The organism is Pseudomonas sp. PL-6, from assembly GCF_054110165.1.
The window spans coordinates 4487574-4502502 of record NZ_CM134189.1; the positions used below are offsets into that span (position 1 = coordinate 4487574).

Below are 14929 nucleotides of genomic sequence, written 5' to 3' on the forward strand. Positions count from 1 at the left end.
CGTGCGGCGCAGCAGCGCAAGCGCCCGCGCTTGCGGCATACTGCCGGCAATGCCCCGACCCGGACGTCTGCCATGAAGCCGCTTGCGCTGCGCCTACTGCCCCTCTGCCTGACCCTGCTGCTCGGCGGCTGCGACGAGGCGCGCAGCCTGCTGCCGGCCGATGCCGTGCTGCCCGACGGCGCGCAGTACCGCGGCGAGATAGTCGACGGCCTGCTGCAGGGCCCGGGGCGTCTGGACTACCGCAACGGCAGCTGGTTCGTCGGCCAGTTCAAGGACGGCCAGCTCGACGGCCCCGGCGAATGGCAGGGCCCGGGCGGCGAACATTACCTGGGGGAATTTCGCCAGGGCATGTTCCACGGCCAGGGCACCCTCACCTACAGCGACGGCAGCCGCTACCAGGGCGGTTTCGCGCGCAACCGCTTTGCCGGCGAAGGCCTGCTGGAACAGGGCGACCAGCGCTACCAGGGCGAATTCGCCGACGACCGTTTCCACGGCCTGGGCAAACTCGAAACGGCCGACGGCAACAGCTTCCAGGGCCAGTTCGTCAACGGCCAGCCGGAAGGCCAGGGGGTCCGCCGCGACGCCTACGGCAACCAGTTCAGCGGGGTGTTCAGCCAGGGCCAGCTCAACGGCCAGGGCAGCTTCAGCAACGCCGAGGGCGACACCTACAGCGGCGGCTTCAAGGACAGCGAGTTCCACGGCAAGGGCCGCTACCAGAGCGCGGCCGGCGACGTCTGGAGCGGCGAATTCAGCGCGGGCGTGCTCGACGGCCCAGGCGAGTACATCGGCAGCGACGGCAGCCGCTATGTCGGCCAGTTCGAGGAGTGGCGCTACCAGGGCGAGGGCCTGCTGACCCTGGCCGACGGCAGCCACTACCAGGGCCAGTTCGTCGCCGGCGACTATGCCGGCAACGGCACCCTGACCCTGGCCGACGGCAGCCGCCAGGCCGGCACCTGGCAACGCGGCCGGCGCGTGCGCGACGAACAGGGCCAGGCCCTGCCGGATGCCCTGGAACTGGGCCTGCTGCAGCAGGGCCGACTGCTCGACGAGGCCATCGCCGCGCTGCCCGCCTCCACCCCCGCGCGCGAGCTGTACGCCCTGACCCTGGCCGGCGACGGCAAGCAGAGCGTGTTCATGCGCGAGGCCGACTACGTCAGCCGCCTGCTGCGCGAGCGCTTCGGCGCCCACGGCAGCATCAGCCTGATCAACCACCGCGACCACCTCGCCGACCGCCCTCTGGCCACCCGCGAGAACCTCAGCCGCGCGGTGCAGGCCCTGGCCGAGCGCAGCGGCGAGGAAGACCTGGTGTTCATCTACCTGACCAGCCACGGCTCGCGCGAGCACGAGCTCAACCTCGACCAGCCGCGCCTGCAGCTGGCCGACCTGCCCGCCAGCGAGCTGGCCGCGCTGCTCGCCCCGCTCAAGCAGCGGCACAAGGTGGTGGTGATCTCGGCCTGCTATTCCGGCGGTTTCATCCCGCCGCTCAAGGACGACAAGACCCTGGTGATGACCGCCGCGCGCGCCGACCGGGTATCCTTCGGCTGCAGCGAAGAGAACGACTTCACCTACTTCGGCCGCGCCCTGTTCGCCGAGGCCCTGGGGGAGACCGACAACCTCGAACGTGCCTTCGAACTGGCCAAGGAACGCGTCGCCGAACGCGAACAGGCCGACGACTATCAACCCTCCGAACCGCAGATCTGGGCCCCGCGCGGCGTGCTCCAGCACTGGCGCAGCCTGCGCCAGAGCCAGGCCGAACGCGCCCTCAGCGCCGTGGCCAGCAACGACGCCAACGACTAAGCTCAGCTGTAACGGACAAGAGACAACTGCATGTACCTGACCCCGCAGCACATCCTGCTCGCCGGCGCCACCGGCCTCACCGGCGAACACCTGCTCGACCGCCTGCTCAGCGAACCCACCGTGGCCCGCGTGCTGGCGCCGACGCGCCGGCCGCTGGCCGCCCACGCCCACCTGGACAACCCGGTGGGCGAGTTGGCCGAGCTGCTGCCGCAGCTGGCCGGGCCCGTTGACACCGCCTTCTGCTGTCTGGGCAGCACGATCAAGCAGGCCGGCTCGCAGGAGGCCTTCCGCGCCATCGATCACGACCTGGTCCTGGCCTTCGCCCGCCGCGCCCGCGAGCTGGGCGCACGGCATCTGCTGGTGGTCAGCGCCCTCGGCGCCGATCCCAATTCCTCGGTGTTCTACAACCGCGTCAAGGGCGAGACCGAACAGGCGCTGAAAGCCATGGACTGGCCGCAACTGACCATCGTCCGCCCCTCGCTGCTGCTCGGCGCGCGCCGCGAGTTCCGCCTCGGCGAACGCCTGGCCGCGCCGCTGCTGCGCTGGCTGCCGGGCAAGTACCGCGGCATCGAGGCCTGCGCCCTGGCCCGCGCGCTGTGGCGCCTGGCCCTGGAGGAAGAGGACGGCGTGCGCGTGATAGAGTCCTCCGACCTGCGCCGCCTCGGGCGCTGACGCCGTGGACGAAGCAATGCAACCGACAAGCCTGATCGAAGCCCTGCAAAACGCCGACATGCTGGAGATCGACGGCCTGCACGCCTGGCAGTTCGACCTCGACACCGAACTGCTGGCCCAGGTCAGCTCCGGCTCCGGCAGCGCCGACAGCGCGACCAAGCCACTGCTGCAGGTGCACTGCATCGACGGTCGCGAGCGCCGCCTGTGGCAGTTCTCCCTGGCCGCGGTGCAGGCCGCCCGGCACGTCGCGGAGGACGACAGCTGGCGCCTCGACGGCAGCGACGCGAGCCACAGCCTCAAGTGCTTCGCCGCCTTTCGCGGCGACAACGAGACTGACGACGCCGACGAGGCCTAACCGTGGGCCTTTACGAGCGCCATATCCTGCCGCACCTGATCGATTTCGCCTGCGGCATGGGTGAGGTGATGAAGGTGCGCGCTCAGCTCGTGCCCCTGGCGCGCGGACGGGTGCTGGAGATCGGCATCGGCAGCGGCCTCAACCTGGGGTTTTATGATCCGCAGCGCGTCGAGAGGGTAGTCGGCGTCGACCCGTCCGCCGCGATGCAGGCCCTGGCCAGAAGCCGCGCCTCCGCCTGCGCGGTGCCGGTGGAAATGATCGCCCTGGAACTGGGGCAGATCCAGGCCGAGGACGCCAGCTTCGACGATATCGTCTGCACCTTCACCCTGTGCACCATCCCCGACGCCGTGGCGGCCCTGCGCGAGATGCGCCGCGTGCTCAAGCCCGGCGGTCGCCTGCTGTTCGGCGAGCACGGCCTGGCCCCGGACCTGCCGGTGCTGCGCTGGCAGAAGCGCCTGACGCCCTGGTGGAAACCGCTGGCCGGCGGCTGCCACCTGGACCGCGACATCCCCGCGCTGATCGAAGCCGGCGGCTTTCATGTCCGCCAGCTGGACAGCGGCTACCTCAAGGGGCCGCGGCCGATGACCCATGTCTATCGCGGCTGGGCCGACTAGCAGGGGCCGTTGAAAAACCACCTACGTTTTTCAACGGCCTGCCAAGCTCGCATCCTCGCCGCGGCAGGCCATACTGCAACTCAGGTTGTTGGACCTCCACCGAAGGGAAGCCGACTCGCGCATGAAGCCCGCCACGCCGTCCATCCGTCTCCGCCCGTTCGCCCTCTGCCTGGCCCTGCTGGCGGGTGCCTGGCCGCTGTTGGCCGAGGCGCGTACGGTGCGCGTCGGCCTGTATGCCAACGAGCCGAAGCTGTTCCAGAACGATGCGGGCCAGCCCGCGGGCATTCTCGGCGAGCTGCTGCTGGCCATCGCCCGCGAGGAGGGCTGGCAGCTGCAGCCCGTGCCCTGCGCCTGGCAGCAGTGTCTGCAGCTGGCCCAGGACGGCGAGATCGACCTGCTGCCGGACGTCGCCTTCAACGAGGAGCGCGCCCGCGTGCTGGATTTCCACCGCGTGCCGTCGCTGTTCAGCTGGTCGCAGCTGTACAGCCACGAGGAAGTGCAGCTGCGCAGCGTGCTCGACCTGCGCGGCCTGCGCATCGCCGCGCTGGAGGGTTCGATCCAGTACCAGTACCTGCAGAGCCTGCTGTACAGCTTCGGCCTGCAGGCGCAGATGATTCCGCTGCGCGACCTGCGCCAGGGCTTCGAGCTGGTGGTGGCGCGCCAGGCCGATGCGGTGGCGGCCAATCATCTGTTCGGCGACTTCAACGCGCCCAGCTACCGCCTGACCGGCACGCCGATCATGTTCCAGCCGGCGCAGCTGTTCTACGCCACGCGCAAGGGCAGCAACGCCGACCTGCTGAGCGCCATCGACCGGCATCTACAGGTCTGGCAGGACGCGCCCGACTCGATCTACTACCAGGTGCTGCAGCGCTGGGGCGGCGAGCAGGCGCGCTGGCGCGTGCCCACCCTGCTCTGGTGGGGCCTGGCGGCGCTCGGCCTGCTGCTGGCACTGGCCGTCGGCGGTGGCCTGCTGCTGCGCCGCCAGGTGGCGGACAAGACCCGTCACCTCAGGGCCAGCGAAGAGCGCCTGAACACCATCCTCGACAGCGTCGAGGCCTACATCTACATCAAGGACCCGCAATTTCGCTACCAGTACGCCAACCGCAAGGTCTGCGAGCTGTTCGGGCTGCCGCCGGCGCAGGTGATCGGCAAGACCGACGCCGCCTTCTTCGACGCCGAGACCGTGCTGGCGCTGCAGGACAACGACCGCCGCGTGCTCGCCGGCGAGCGCATGGAAACCGAGGAAACCAACCGCGACCGCAACGGTCGGCGCGAACGCACCTACCTCTCGGTCAAGCTGCCGCTGCGCGCCGCCGACGGCAGCATCTACGCCCTGTGCGGCATCTCCACCGACATCAGCGAGCACAAGAAGAACCTCGAACAGATTCACCAACTGGCCTATTACGACGCGCTGACCGGCCTGCCCAACCGCCGTTTGCTGCTCGAACGCCTGCAGTTCGCCCTGGCGCGCAGCGCGCGCAACCGCCGCGAGGGCGCACTGCTGTTCATCGACCTGGACAACTTCAAGCAGCTCAACGACACCCTCGGCCACGACATGGGCGACCTGCTGCTGCAGCAGGTCGGCGATCGCCTGCTCGATCAGCTGCGCCAGGAAGACAGCCTGGCGCGCCTGGGCGGCGACGAGTTCGTGCTGATGCTGGAGAACCTCGACCCCGAGCCGCAGGCCGCCATCGCCGCCATCGAACAGGTCGCCGACAAGCTCCTGCGCGCCCTGGCCAAACCCTTCGAGCTGCCCGGACACAGCCACGACAGCAGCGCCAGCATCGGCGTGGCGCTGTTCTCCCAGCCCCACGACCGGCCGGAGGAACTGCTCAAGCACGCCGACCTGGCGATGTACGAAGCCAAGGCCGCCGGGCGCAACACCCTGCGCTTCTTCGACCCGCGCATGCAGCAGGCGCTGACCGCCCGCGCCGCCCTGGAACACGAGCTGCGCCGCGCCCTGGCCGACGGCCAGCTGCTGCTGCACTACCAGCCGCAGGTCGACCAGCACGGCACACTGCTCGGCGTCGAAGCCCTGGTGCGCTGGCAGCACCCGCAACGGGGTCTGGTGCCACCGGGCGAGTTCATTCCGCTGGCCGAGGGCTGCGGGCTGATCCTGCCGATAGGCCGCTGGATTCTGCACAGCGCCTGCCGCCAGCTGGCCAGTTGGGCGCAGGACCCGCGCCAGACCGGGCTGACCCTGGCGATCAACGTCAGCGCACGCCAGTTCCATCACCCCGACTTCGTCGCCGACGTGCTCGCCGCCCTGACGGAAAGCGGCGCCGACCCGCAGCGCCTGGAGCTGGAGCTGACCGAAAGCCAGCTGGTGCAGGACATCGAGGCGCTGATCGGCAAGATGGGCCAGCTCAAGGCCCACGGCGTGCGCTTCTCGCTGGACGATTTCGGCACCGGCTACTCCTCGCTGAGCTACCTCAAGCGCCTGCCGCTGGACCAGTTGAAGATCGACCGCAGCTTCGTCCACGACCTGCAGGGCAGCGCCAGCGACACCGCCATAGTGCGCACCATCCTGGCCCTGGGCCAGGCCCTGGAGCTGCGGGTGATAGCCGAAGGCGTGGAAAACCAGGCGCAGCGCGACGCCCTGCTGCGCCTGGGCTGCCATTACTTCCAGGGCTACCTCTACGGCGCCCCGCAGCCGGCCGAGCAACTCGGCCTGCACGGCACGACGCCGGCCAGCGTGCGCCAGGGCGCGGGCCTGCAGGGCTGAGGCGTCAGGTCGTCTCGCGCAGCGCCAGGCCGTCCACCAGGCCGGCGGCGATGGCCATGCCCACCAGCTCCGCCAGCGTCTCGGCCTGCATGCGCTTCATCACCCGTGAGCGGTATAGGTCGACGGTCTTCACGCTGATATCGAGCTGCTCGGCGACTTCGCGGTTGGTGTAGCCGCGCACCAGCGGCACCAGCACGTCACGCTCGCGCGGGGTGAGCTGATCGAGCCGCGCCTGCACCTCGGCCAGACGCGGATCGTGCCGGGGCCGGGACGGACGGCGATCCAGCGCCTGCTGCACGCTGTCGAGCAACAGCTGCTCGTTGTAGGGCTTCTCGATGAAGTCCACCGCGCCGGCTTTGAACGCGCGCACGACTATGGGCACGTCGGCATGGCCGCTGACGAAGATCACCGGCAGGTCGATGCCGCGCGCGCGCATCTCCTCCTGCACGTTCAGCCCGCCCATGCCCGGCATGCGCACGTCCAGCAGCACACAGGCGTTGGCGCTGGGATCGCAGGCGTCGAGAAAGGCGCGCCCGCTGGTGAAGGGCACGCCGGTCAGGCCCACCGATTCCAGCAGCCAGAGCGTCGAGTCGAGCATGCCCTGGTCGTCATCGACCACGTAAACCCGTTGTTGCATCCCTGTGCTGCTCCTCTTGTTGTTATGACTCTCGTTGCTCGCGGCTACTCGTCCCTGCCCAAGGGCAAACGACACTCCAGACACAGCCCGCCGCCCTCGGCCGGGAAGGCCTCCAGCGCCCCGCCAAAGCCCTCGACGATGCTGCGGCTCATGGACAGGCCGAGGCCCAGGCCGTCCGCCTTGCTGGTGTAGAAGGGGGTGAACAGCTTGGCCAGTTGCTCGTCGCTGACGCCCGGCCCCTGGTCGATCACCCGGATCGCCAGACCGCCGTCGCGCTCGCCGGCCTCCAGGCGAACTTGCGATGCGCTGCCCGGATGCTGATCGCGGTTGGCCTCGATGGCGTTGCGCAACAAATTCAGCAGCACCTGCTCCAGCAGGACGCGGTCGGCGAATACCGGCGGCAGATTGTCCGGCAAGACGTCGCTGACCGCCACCTGCGCCGCACCGGCCTCCCAGTTGCACAGACGCACCGCCTCGCGCGCCACCTCGGCCAGGTTCAGCGCCTGCATGCGCCGCTGGCCCTTGCGCAGGAAGGCGCGCAGGCGCTTGATCACTGCCGCGGCGTGATTGGCGTGCTCGGTGATGCGCGCCAGGCCCTGGGCCACCTTGTCCGCACCGGCCGGATCGCCACCGACGCCCTGCAGGTAGCGCTGGCTGGCACTGGCGTAGTTGACCACCGCCGCCAGCGGCTGGTTGATCTCGTGGGCGATGCCCGAGGCCAGTTCGCCCAGGGTGATCAGCCGCGTGGTGTGCGCCAGCTCGTCCTCCAGGCGGCGCTTGTTCTCCTCGGCCTGGATACGCGCGGTGATGTCGCGCGACACGCTGACCACCTCCACCACCGCGCCGGTGTAGGTTTCGCGAATGGCGCGGCTGGCGGTCTCGAACCACAGGTAGTGGCCGTCGCGGTGGCGGATGCGGTAGGTCATGGTGTGGTAGCCGTCCTGCTCCAGCGCCTCGCGCGCCTGCTTGGCCTGCTGCAGTTGGTCCTGCGGATGCAGCAAGCCGTCGACCGCCATGCCGCGCAGTTCTTCCGGCCAGTAGCCGAGCAGCGTCCAGCAGGCCGGCGAGGCATCGAGAAACACGCCGTCCGGGGTATGCCGGGAAATCAGGTCGGTGGTGTTCTCGGTGATCAGCCGGTACAGCCGCCGCGCCCGCGCGGCCTCGCGCTGTTCGCGAATTTCCTGGGTCGCCTCGCGGCAGCGCGCCAGCACCCGCCGTTCGGCGACATCAGGGATAAAGCTCCAGATCAGGATGCGCTCGCCGTCCTGCGCCTCCACCGCCTCGATGGCCCGGCATTGCTCCAGGCAGGCGCGCACCAGCGGCACATGGTTGACCGGCAACAGCGCGCCGACCTGGGCCAGCGCGCGCTCGCCGAGCAGCGCCTGTAGCGCCTGATTGAACTCCAGCGGACGCGCCCGCTCGTCGAGCAGCAGCGCCGGCTGCGGATCGGCCGACAGCAGCGGCGCACCGCGGCTCATGCCACTGGCCAGGCCGACCAGTTGCGCCAGCAGCTCGCGCAGCCAGGGCAGCCATTCCAGGCCGGCGTCTTCGTCCACCTGCAGCAGCAACAGACCGGCGCCCCCCTCCTCCAGGCTCAGCGCCAGCGCCTGACCGTGATGAATGGCGGCGCGGCGCAGGCACCCGGCCAGCCAGCAGGGCAGCTGACGCACAGCTTCCAGGCTGAGGCAGGGCTGCGTCGTCAGCGCGTCGAACAGGGCCTGATCGCTGGCGGCCAGCGGATCCCCCTGCCCCGGTGGCAAACGCGGTCCGCCATCGTCCTGGGCATAGGTGCGACTGGCCGGCTGCCAGGCCAGGTACCAGGCCTGGCGCACCTGCGGGCAGCCCAGCACGGCGCGGCGCAAAGCGGCCGCCCGCTCGTGGAGGGATGGCGCTTCGCGCTGGATACGCAGCCAGGCCTGCAGCGGCACGGCCGCTCGATCGCTTGAAAGACTCATATAGTAACTATTCTATAAAACCTTGGTACATCTTCCATAAAAAATAGAAATGACCTATAAATCACCGTCAGCAAGCTTCGGTAATGCCTGCATCATTACCGGAATAACCAGAGCTAACAATCAGCCAAAGGTGTATCCGCCATGTCGATCTACGAGCAGGGCCTCGGCCGCGCCGCCGTCAACCATGTCGCCCTCAGCCCCCTGAGCTTCATCGAACGTACCGCGGCGGTTTACCCGCACTACCCGGCCGTGGTGCATGGCTCGATCCGTCGCAACTGGGCCGAGACCTACGCGCGCTGCCGGCGCCTGGCCTCGGCGCTGGCCGGCCGCGGCATCGGCCAGGGCGATACGGTGGCGGTGATGCTGCCGAACATTCCGGCCATGCTCGAAGCGCATTTCGGCGTGCCGATGATCGGCGCGGTGCTCAACACCCTCAACGTGCGCCTGGATGCCGAGGCCATCGCCTTCATGCTGCAGCATGGCGAAGCCAAGGTGGTGATCGCCGACCGCGAGTTCCATGAGGTGATCCACGCCGCCATCGGCATGCTCGACCACCCGCCGCTGGTGATCGATGTCGACGACCCCGAGTACGGCGAGGGCCAGGCGGTCAGCGAGCTGGACTACGAGGCCTTCCTCGCCGAGGGCGACCCCGCGTTCGCCTGGCAGTGGCCGACGGACGAGTGGCAGGCCATCAGCCTCAACTACACCTCTGGCACCACCGGCAACCCCAAGGGCGTGGTCTATCACCACCGCGGCGCCTTCCTCAACGCCATGGGCAACCAGATGACCTGGGCCATGGGCAACCACCCGGTCTACCTGTGGACCCTGCCGATGTTCCACTGCAACGGCTGGTGCTACCCCTGGACGGTCACTGCGCTGGCGGGCGTGCATGTGTTCCTGCGCCGCGTCGACCCGGCGAAGATCCTCACCCTGATCCGCGACGAGCAGGTCACCCACCTGTGCGGCGCGCCCATCGTGCTCAACGCCCTGGTGAACATGCCGGCCGAGGCCAAGGCGGCCATCGATCATCCGGTCAAGGCCATGGTCGCCGGTGCCGCGCCACCGGCCAAGGTGATCGGCGCGGTGGAGGAGATGGGCATCCATGTCACCCATGTGTACGGCCTGACCGAGGTCTACGGCCCCGTGACCCTGTGCGCCTGGCACGCCGAATGGGACGAGCTGCCGCTGGAAGAACGCGCCACCATCAAGGCGCGCCAGGGCGTGCGCTACCCGACTCTGGAAGGGGTGATGGTGGCCGACCCGAAGACCCTGGAGCCGGTGCCGCGCGACGGTCAGACCATCGGCGAGATCTTCATGCGCGGCAACACAGTGATGAAGGGCTACCTGAAGAACCCCAGCGCCACCGCCGAAGCCTTCGAGGGCGGCTGGTTCCACACCGGCGACCTGGGCGTGTGCCACGCCGACGGCTACGTGGAAATCCGCGACCGCCTCAAGGACATCATCATCTCCGGCGGCGAGAACATCTCCACCATCGAGGTCGAGGGCGTGCTCTATCGCCACCCGGCGGTGCTGGAGGCGGCGGTGGTCGCCCGTCCGGACGAGAAATGGGGCGAGACGCCCTGCGCCTTCATCACCCTCAAGACCGGCCAGCAGGCCAGCGACGCCGAGATCATGGCCTTCTGCCGCGAGCACCTGGCCGGCTTCAAGGTGCCCAAGACCGTGGTCTTCACCCAGTTGCCAAAGACCAGCACCGGCAAGATCCAGAAGTTCGTCCTGCGCGATATGGCCAAGGCGCTGTAGAAGCGCCCTCTCCCCCGGCCCCTCTCCCGCAAGCGGGAGAGGGGTGAATGAACCGTTTGCACAACAACAAGAACCGGCCCAGGCGGCCGACGGAGAACCCTCATGCAAATCTTCAAGCGCCGTGACGGCGACGAACAACCGTACTGGCCCCTCGGCCCGTTCAAGCTGCGCCTGCCGTTCGTGCATTACCGATGGGAAACCGCCGAGATGCTGCAGGCACTGATCATGTTCGTGGTCAGCCTGGCGATGATCCCCCTACTGGAAAAGTACCTCGGCCTGCCCTACGACGTGGCCCTGGCCTACGTGGTGGTGTGCGGCATCGGCTTCATGCTGCCGGCGCTGCTCGGCGTGCCGCTGGTGCCCGGCTGGATCACCCCCGGCATTCCGGTGGTGCTGCTGTTTCTCGGCAACTACGAGCCGGGTCCTGCGGCCATTCAGGCGCTGTTCGCCCTGCAGTTCCTGGTGTTCGTGATCTTCCTCTTCCTCGGCGTCACGCGCCTGGGCAGCGCGCTGGTGCGGCTGATCCCCAACTCGATGAAGGGCGGCATCATCATCGGCGCCGGCATCGCCGCGCTGATGGGCGAGATCAGCGCCGGCGGCCGCCTGGCCAACACGCCGATCTCCCTGGTTCTCGGCAGCCTGATCTGCCTGTATCTGATGTTCTCGGTGTCGTTCAAGGGTCTGACCGAGCGCGTGCCCTTCGCCCGCAAGATCGTCAACTACGGCATGGTGCCGGGCATGCTGATCGCCATCTTCATCGGCATCGCCGTGGGCGAGTACAAGATGCCGGACGTGAAGTGGGGCATCACCGCGCCGGCCTTCGGCGAAATGTGGAACTACCTGCCGTTCAACGTCGGTTTCCCCAGCCTCGATGTGTTCATGCTGGCCGTGCCCACGGCGGTGATCGCCTACGTGATCGCCTTCGGCGACATCATCGTCGGCCAGTCGCTGATGCAGCGCGCCGATGAACTGCGCACCGACGAGGTGATCGAAAACAACGTCGACCGCATCCACCTGGTGACCGCCATCCGCAACGCCCTGCACGCCTTCTTCGCGCCCTACCCGGGCCTGGCCGGCCCGCTGTGGACGGCGGTGGCGGCGACCATGGCCGAGCGTTACAAGTACGGGCGCAAGGCGATGGACTCGATCTACAGCGGCGCCGGCACCTTCTGGATCACCGGTTTCGCCGCGCTGTTCATGCTGCCGCTGGTCAGTTTCTTCCAGCCGGTACTGCCGATCGCCCTGTCGCTGACGCTGATCCTCACCGGCTACATCTGCCTGATGGTTGGCTTCGAGCAGCTCAACAACAACACCGAGCGCGGCATCGCCGGCACCATGGGTGTGGTGCTCGCCGTCTACGGCGCGGGCTGGGGCCTGGCCGCAGGCGCTGCGCTGTACATCCTGGTCGAACGCACCCATCTGCTTAAATTCACCAGCATCAAGGACAAACCGAACGAAGCGGCCGAGGCCGACTGAGTTCATTCGTTCACCCAGCGCCGCGCCAGTCGCGGCGCCTCCGCTGTCGAGGTTGCACCATGCCCGAATTCAACGCCCCGCTGCGCGATATGCGCTTCGTCCTCCATGACGTCTTCCAGGCGCCGAGCCTGTGGGCGCGCCTGCCGGCCCTGGCGGAAACCGTCGATGCCGACACCGCCGATGCCATCCTCGAAGAGGCGGCCAAGGTCACCGGCAGCCTGATCGCTCCGCTGAATCGCAGCGGCGACGAGGAAGGCGCGCAGTGGGTCGATGGCGACGTGCGCACCCCGGCAGGTTTTCGCGAGGCCTACGCCACCTATACCGAAGGCGGCTGGGTCGGCCTGTCCGGCAACCCGAATTACGGCGGTATGGGCATGCCCAAGATGCTCGCCGTGGCTTTCGAGGAGATGCTCTACGCCGCCGGCTCCAGCTTCGCGCTGTACTCGGCGCTGAGCTCCGGCGCCTGCCTGGCCATCGACGCCCACGCCAGCGAAGACCTTAAAACCACCTACCTGCCACCAATGTACGAAGGCCGCTGGGCCGGCTCCATGTGCCTGACCGAGGCCCATGCCGGCACCGATCTGGGCATCATCCGCACCCGCGCCGAGCCGCAGGCCGACGGCAGCTACAAGGTCACCGGCAGCAAGATCTTTATCACCGGCGGTGAGCAGGATCTGACCGAGAACATCATCCATCTGGTGCTGGCCAAGTTGCCGGACGCACCGGCCGGGCCGAAGGGCATCTCGCTGTTTCTGGTGCCCAAGGTGATGGTGGGTGCCGACGGCAGCCTCGGCGCGCGCAACGCGGTGAGCTGCGGCTCCATCGAGCACAAGATGGGCATCAAGGCCTCGGCTACCTGCGTGATGAATTTCGACGGCGCCACCGGCTATCTGATTGGCGAAGTGAACAAGGGCCTGGCGGCGATGTTCACCATGATGAACTACGAGCGCCTGTCCATCGGCATCCAGGGCATCGGCTGCGCCGAGGCGTCCTATCAGTCGGCGGTGGCCTATGCCCGCGAGCGCATCCAGAGCCGCGCCGCTACCGGCCCGGTGAACCACGACAAGATCGCCGACCCGATCATCGTCCACGCCGACGTGCGCCGCATGCTGCTGACCATGAAGGCGCTGAACGAGGGCGGGCGGGCCTTTGCATGCTACGTCGGCCAACAGCTCGACCTGGCCAAGTACGCCGAGGACGCCAGCGAGCGGCAGAACGCCGAAGCGATGGTGGCCCTGCTCACCCCGGTGGCCAAGGCCTTCTTCACCGACACCGGCCTGGAAAGCTGCGTGCACGGCCAGCAGGTGTTCGGCGGCCACGGCTATATCCGTGAATGGGGTCAGGAGCAACTGGTGCGTGACGTACGCATCGCACAGATCTATGAGGGCACCAACGGCATCCAGGCACTCGACCTGCTCGGGCGCAAGGTAGTGGCCAACGGCGGCGCCGCGCTGCGCCTGTTCGCCGGCGAGGTGCGCGACTTCGCCCATGCCCATGAATCGCCGTACCGCGAGCGCCTGATCGAGGCCCTGGAGCGCCTGGAGGCGGTCAGCGGCTGGCTGCTGGAACAAGCCAAGACCGATCCGAACTCGGTGGGCGCCGCCTCGGTGGAGTACCTGCACCTGTTCGGCTACGTCGCCTACGCCTACATGTGGGCGCGCATGGCCGCCGTGGCGCAGAGCAAGCAGGCAGAGGACGAAGCCTTCTACGGCGGCAAGCTGGCCACCGCCGAGTTCTTCTTCGCCCGCCTGCTGCCACGCAGCCTGAGCCTGGAGGCGAGCATTCGTGGCGGCAGCGCCCCGCTCTACGGCCTCGCTGCTGAGCAGTTCTGAAACCTTTGAGCGTGTTGCGCGGCGTCCGTCTGCGAGGCGCCGCGCCTTTTTATTCCCCGCAGCCCGGATGCAATCCGGGGACAGTCGGCAGGCCTCTCCCGGATTGCATCCGGGCTACAATCCCCGCCGCACCACGGCCCATAACAAGAGTCCTCCCATGCGAACCCTGACCACCCTGACCGGCAACAGCCAGAAACTCGATGGCGGCGCCATGTTCGGCAACGCGCCCAAGGCGCTGTGGCAGCGCTGGATGCCGGCCGACGACCTCAATCGCATCGACCTCGGCTGCCGCGCCCTGCTGGTGCAGGAGGACGAGCGCAATATCCTGGTGGAAACCGGCATCGGCGCCTTCTTCAGCCCCGAGCTGAAGCAGCGCTTCGGCGTGCAGGAAGAGCGTCACGTCCTGCTCGACAGCCTGGCGGCCGTGGACCTGAGCGACGCCGACATCGACATCGTCGTGCTCACCCACCTGCACTTCGACCATGCCGGCGGCCTGCTCGCCGCCTGGCAGGAGGGTCAGCCGGCGCGCCTGCTGTTCCCCAACGCCCGCTTCGTCAGCGGCCGCCGCCAATGGCAGCGGGCGCGCCAGCCCCATGCCCGCGACCGCGCCTCCTACATCCCCGAGCTGCTGGACCTGCTGGACGCCAGCGGCCGCCTGCAGCTGATCGACGAAACCGAAAGCTGTGAGCTGCTCGGCCCCGACTGGCGCCTGCACTGGAGCGACGGCCACACCCCGGGCCAGCTGCTGCCGGAAGTGGCCATGCCGGGCGGGCCGGTGGTGTTTCCCGGCGACCTGATCCCCGGCGCGCCCTGGGTGCACCTGCCGATCACCATGGGTTACGACCGCTTTCCCGAAGGCCTGATCGAGGAGAAGGAAGCCCTGCTGGCCGACCTCGTCGCCCGCGGCGGCCGCCTGGTGTTCACCCATGATCCGGAGGTGGCCATGGGCCGGGTAACGCGCGACGAAAAAGGCCGCTACGGGCTCGATGAAGCGGTAAAAGCGGCACATCTGCTGGCAAGTTGAGGCCAAGCGGTCTTGACGGCCTCGGCAGGCAGCGCGAGCATGGCCGCTTCGCTCGGCCGCCCGCCGAAACCGCCGCGACCA

Annotated in this window: 11 protein-coding genes; 9 read left to right on the plus strand and 2 right to left on the minus strand. The window is 68.4% G+C overall.

Annotated elements, in window-relative coordinates; genetic code table 11:
- The first annotated feature begins 72 nt into the window (after positions 1 to 72).
- The 5 genes from ACW9UL_RS19530 to ACW9UL_RS19550 all read left to right on the plus strand — a co-directional run bounded on the left by ACW9UL_RS19530 (position 73) and on the right by ACW9UL_RS19550 (position 6163).
- Positions 73 to 1797, plus strand: coding sequence for a C13 family peptidase (locus ACW9UL_RS19530; protein ID WP_397495980.1), 1725 nt, complete (start codon positions 73 to 75; stop codon positions 1795 to 1797).
- Positions 1798 to 1827: 30 nt separating this feature from the next.
- A complete protein-coding gene (locus ACW9UL_RS19535) occupies positions 1828 to 2469 on the plus strand; it encodes an oxidoreductase (RefSeq protein ID WP_397495979.1) in 642 nt (213 codons plus the stop codon).
- Positions 2470 to 2485: 16 nt separating this feature from the next.
- Positions 2486 to 2824 carry a DUF5629 family protein gene (locus tag ACW9UL_RS19540; protein ID WP_021444398.1) on the plus strand — a complete coding sequence of 113 codons (339 nt, stop codon included), beginning with the start codon at positions 2486 to 2488 and terminating at the stop codon, positions 2822 to 2824.
- Positions 2825 to 2826: 2 nt separating this feature from the next.
- Positions 2827 to 3438, plus strand: coding sequence for a class I SAM-dependent methyltransferase (locus ACW9UL_RS19545; protein ID WP_457788006.1), 612 nt, complete (start codon positions 2827 to 2829; stop codon positions 3436 to 3438).
- Positions 3439 to 3559: 121 nt separating this feature from the next.
- A complete protein-coding gene (locus tag ACW9UL_RS19550; RefSeq protein WP_457788007.1) occupies positions 3560 to 6163 on the plus strand; it encodes an EAL domain-containing protein in 2604 nt (867 codons plus the stop codon).
- Between the two features lie 4 nt (positions 6164 to 6167).
- Here the strand turns inward: ACW9UL_RS19550 and ACW9UL_RS19555 are convergent, their stop codons facing one another.
- Both ACW9UL_RS19555 and ACW9UL_RS19560 read right to left on the minus strand, forming a co-directional pair.
- A complete protein-coding gene (locus ACW9UL_RS19555; RefSeq protein ID WP_457788008.1) occupies positions 6168 to 6800 on the minus strand; it encodes a response regulator transcription factor in 633 nt (210 codons plus the stop codon).
- Between the two features lie 44 nt (positions 6801 to 6844).
- The gene (locus ACW9UL_RS19560; protein WP_082457885.1) at positions 6845 to 8755 is read right to left on the minus strand and encodes a PAS domain-containing sensor histidine kinase; all 1911 of its coding nucleotides are present in this window, start codon (positions 8753 to 8755) and stop codon (positions 6845 to 6847) included.
- Positions 8756 to 8896: 141 nt separating this feature from the next.
- Between ACW9UL_RS19560 and ACW9UL_RS19565 the strand changes: the two genes are divergently transcribed.
- The 4 genes from ACW9UL_RS19565 (at position 8897) to ACW9UL_RS19580 (ending at position 14848) form a co-directional block, all read left to right on the plus strand.
- Positions 8897 to 10516 carry an acyl-CoA synthetase gene (locus ACW9UL_RS19565; RefSeq protein WP_397495975.1) on the plus strand — a complete coding sequence of 540 codons (1620 nt, stop codon included), beginning with the start codon at positions 8897 to 8899 and terminating at the stop codon, positions 10514 to 10516.
- A 102-nt stretch (positions 10517 to 10618) separates the two neighbouring features.
- The gene (locus ACW9UL_RS19570; RefSeq protein WP_457788009.1) at positions 10619 to 11992 is read left to right on the plus strand and encodes a solute carrier family 23 protein; all 1374 of its coding nucleotides are present in this window, start codon (positions 10619 to 10621) and stop codon (positions 11990 to 11992) included.
- Between the two features lie 59 nt (positions 11993 to 12051).
- On the plus strand, positions 12052 to 13824 hold the full coding sequence (locus ACW9UL_RS19575) for an acyl-CoA dehydrogenase C-terminal domain-containing protein (RefSeq protein WP_457788010.1): 1773 nt from the start codon (positions 12052 to 12054) through the stop codon (positions 13822 to 13824).
- Between the two features lie 157 nt (positions 13825 to 13981).
- Positions 13982 to 14848, plus strand: coding sequence for an MBL fold metallo-hydrolase (locus tag ACW9UL_RS19580; protein ID WP_457788011.1), 867 nt, complete (start codon positions 13982 to 13984; stop codon positions 14846 to 14848).
- Positions 14849 to 14929: the final 81 nt, after the last annotated feature.

What these genes read in the sequence shown, in the direction of transcription:
- ACW9UL_RS19570 (WP_457788009.1), top strand. Translation starts at nt 10,619, where the DNA reads ATGCAAATCTTCAAGCGCCGTGACGGCGACGAACAACCGTACTGGCCC.
- ACW9UL_RS19535 (WP_397495979.1), top strand. Translation starts at nt 1,828, where the DNA reads ATGTACCTGACCCCGCAGCACATCCTGCTCGCCGGCGCCACCGGCCTC.
- ACW9UL_RS19575 (WP_457788010.1), top strand. Translation starts at nt 12,052, where the DNA reads ATGCCCGAATTCAACGCCCCGCTGCGCGATATGCGCTTCGTCCTCCAT.
- ACW9UL_RS19565 (WP_397495975.1), top strand. Translation starts at nt 8,897, where the DNA reads ATGTCGATCTACGAGCAGGGCCTCGGCCGCGCCGCCGTCAACCATGTC.
- ACW9UL_RS19540 (WP_021444398.1), top strand. Translation starts at nt 2,486, where the DNA reads ATGCAACCGACAAGCCTGATCGAAGCCCTGCAAAACGCCGACATGCTG.
- ACW9UL_RS19550 (WP_457788007.1), top strand. Translation starts at nt 3,560, where the DNA reads ATGAAGCCCGCCACGCCGTCCATCCGTCTCCGCCCGTTCGCCCTCTGC.
- ACW9UL_RS19555 (WP_457788008.1), bottom strand. Translation starts at nt 6,800, where the DNA reads ATGCAACAACGGGTTTACGTGGTCGATGACGACCAGGGCATGCTCGAC.
- ACW9UL_RS19530 (WP_397495980.1), top strand. Translation starts at nt 73, where the DNA reads ATGAAGCCGCTTGCGCTGCGCCTACTGCCCCTCTGCCTGACCCTGCTG.
- ACW9UL_RS19560 (WP_082457885.1), bottom strand. Translation starts at nt 8,755, where the DNA reads ATGAGTCTTTCAAGCGATCGAGCGGCCGTGCCGCTGCAGGCCTGGCTG.
- ACW9UL_RS19580 (WP_457788011.1), top strand. Translation starts at nt 13,982, where the DNA reads ATGCGAACCCTGACCACCCTGACCGGCAACAGCCAGAAACTCGATGGC.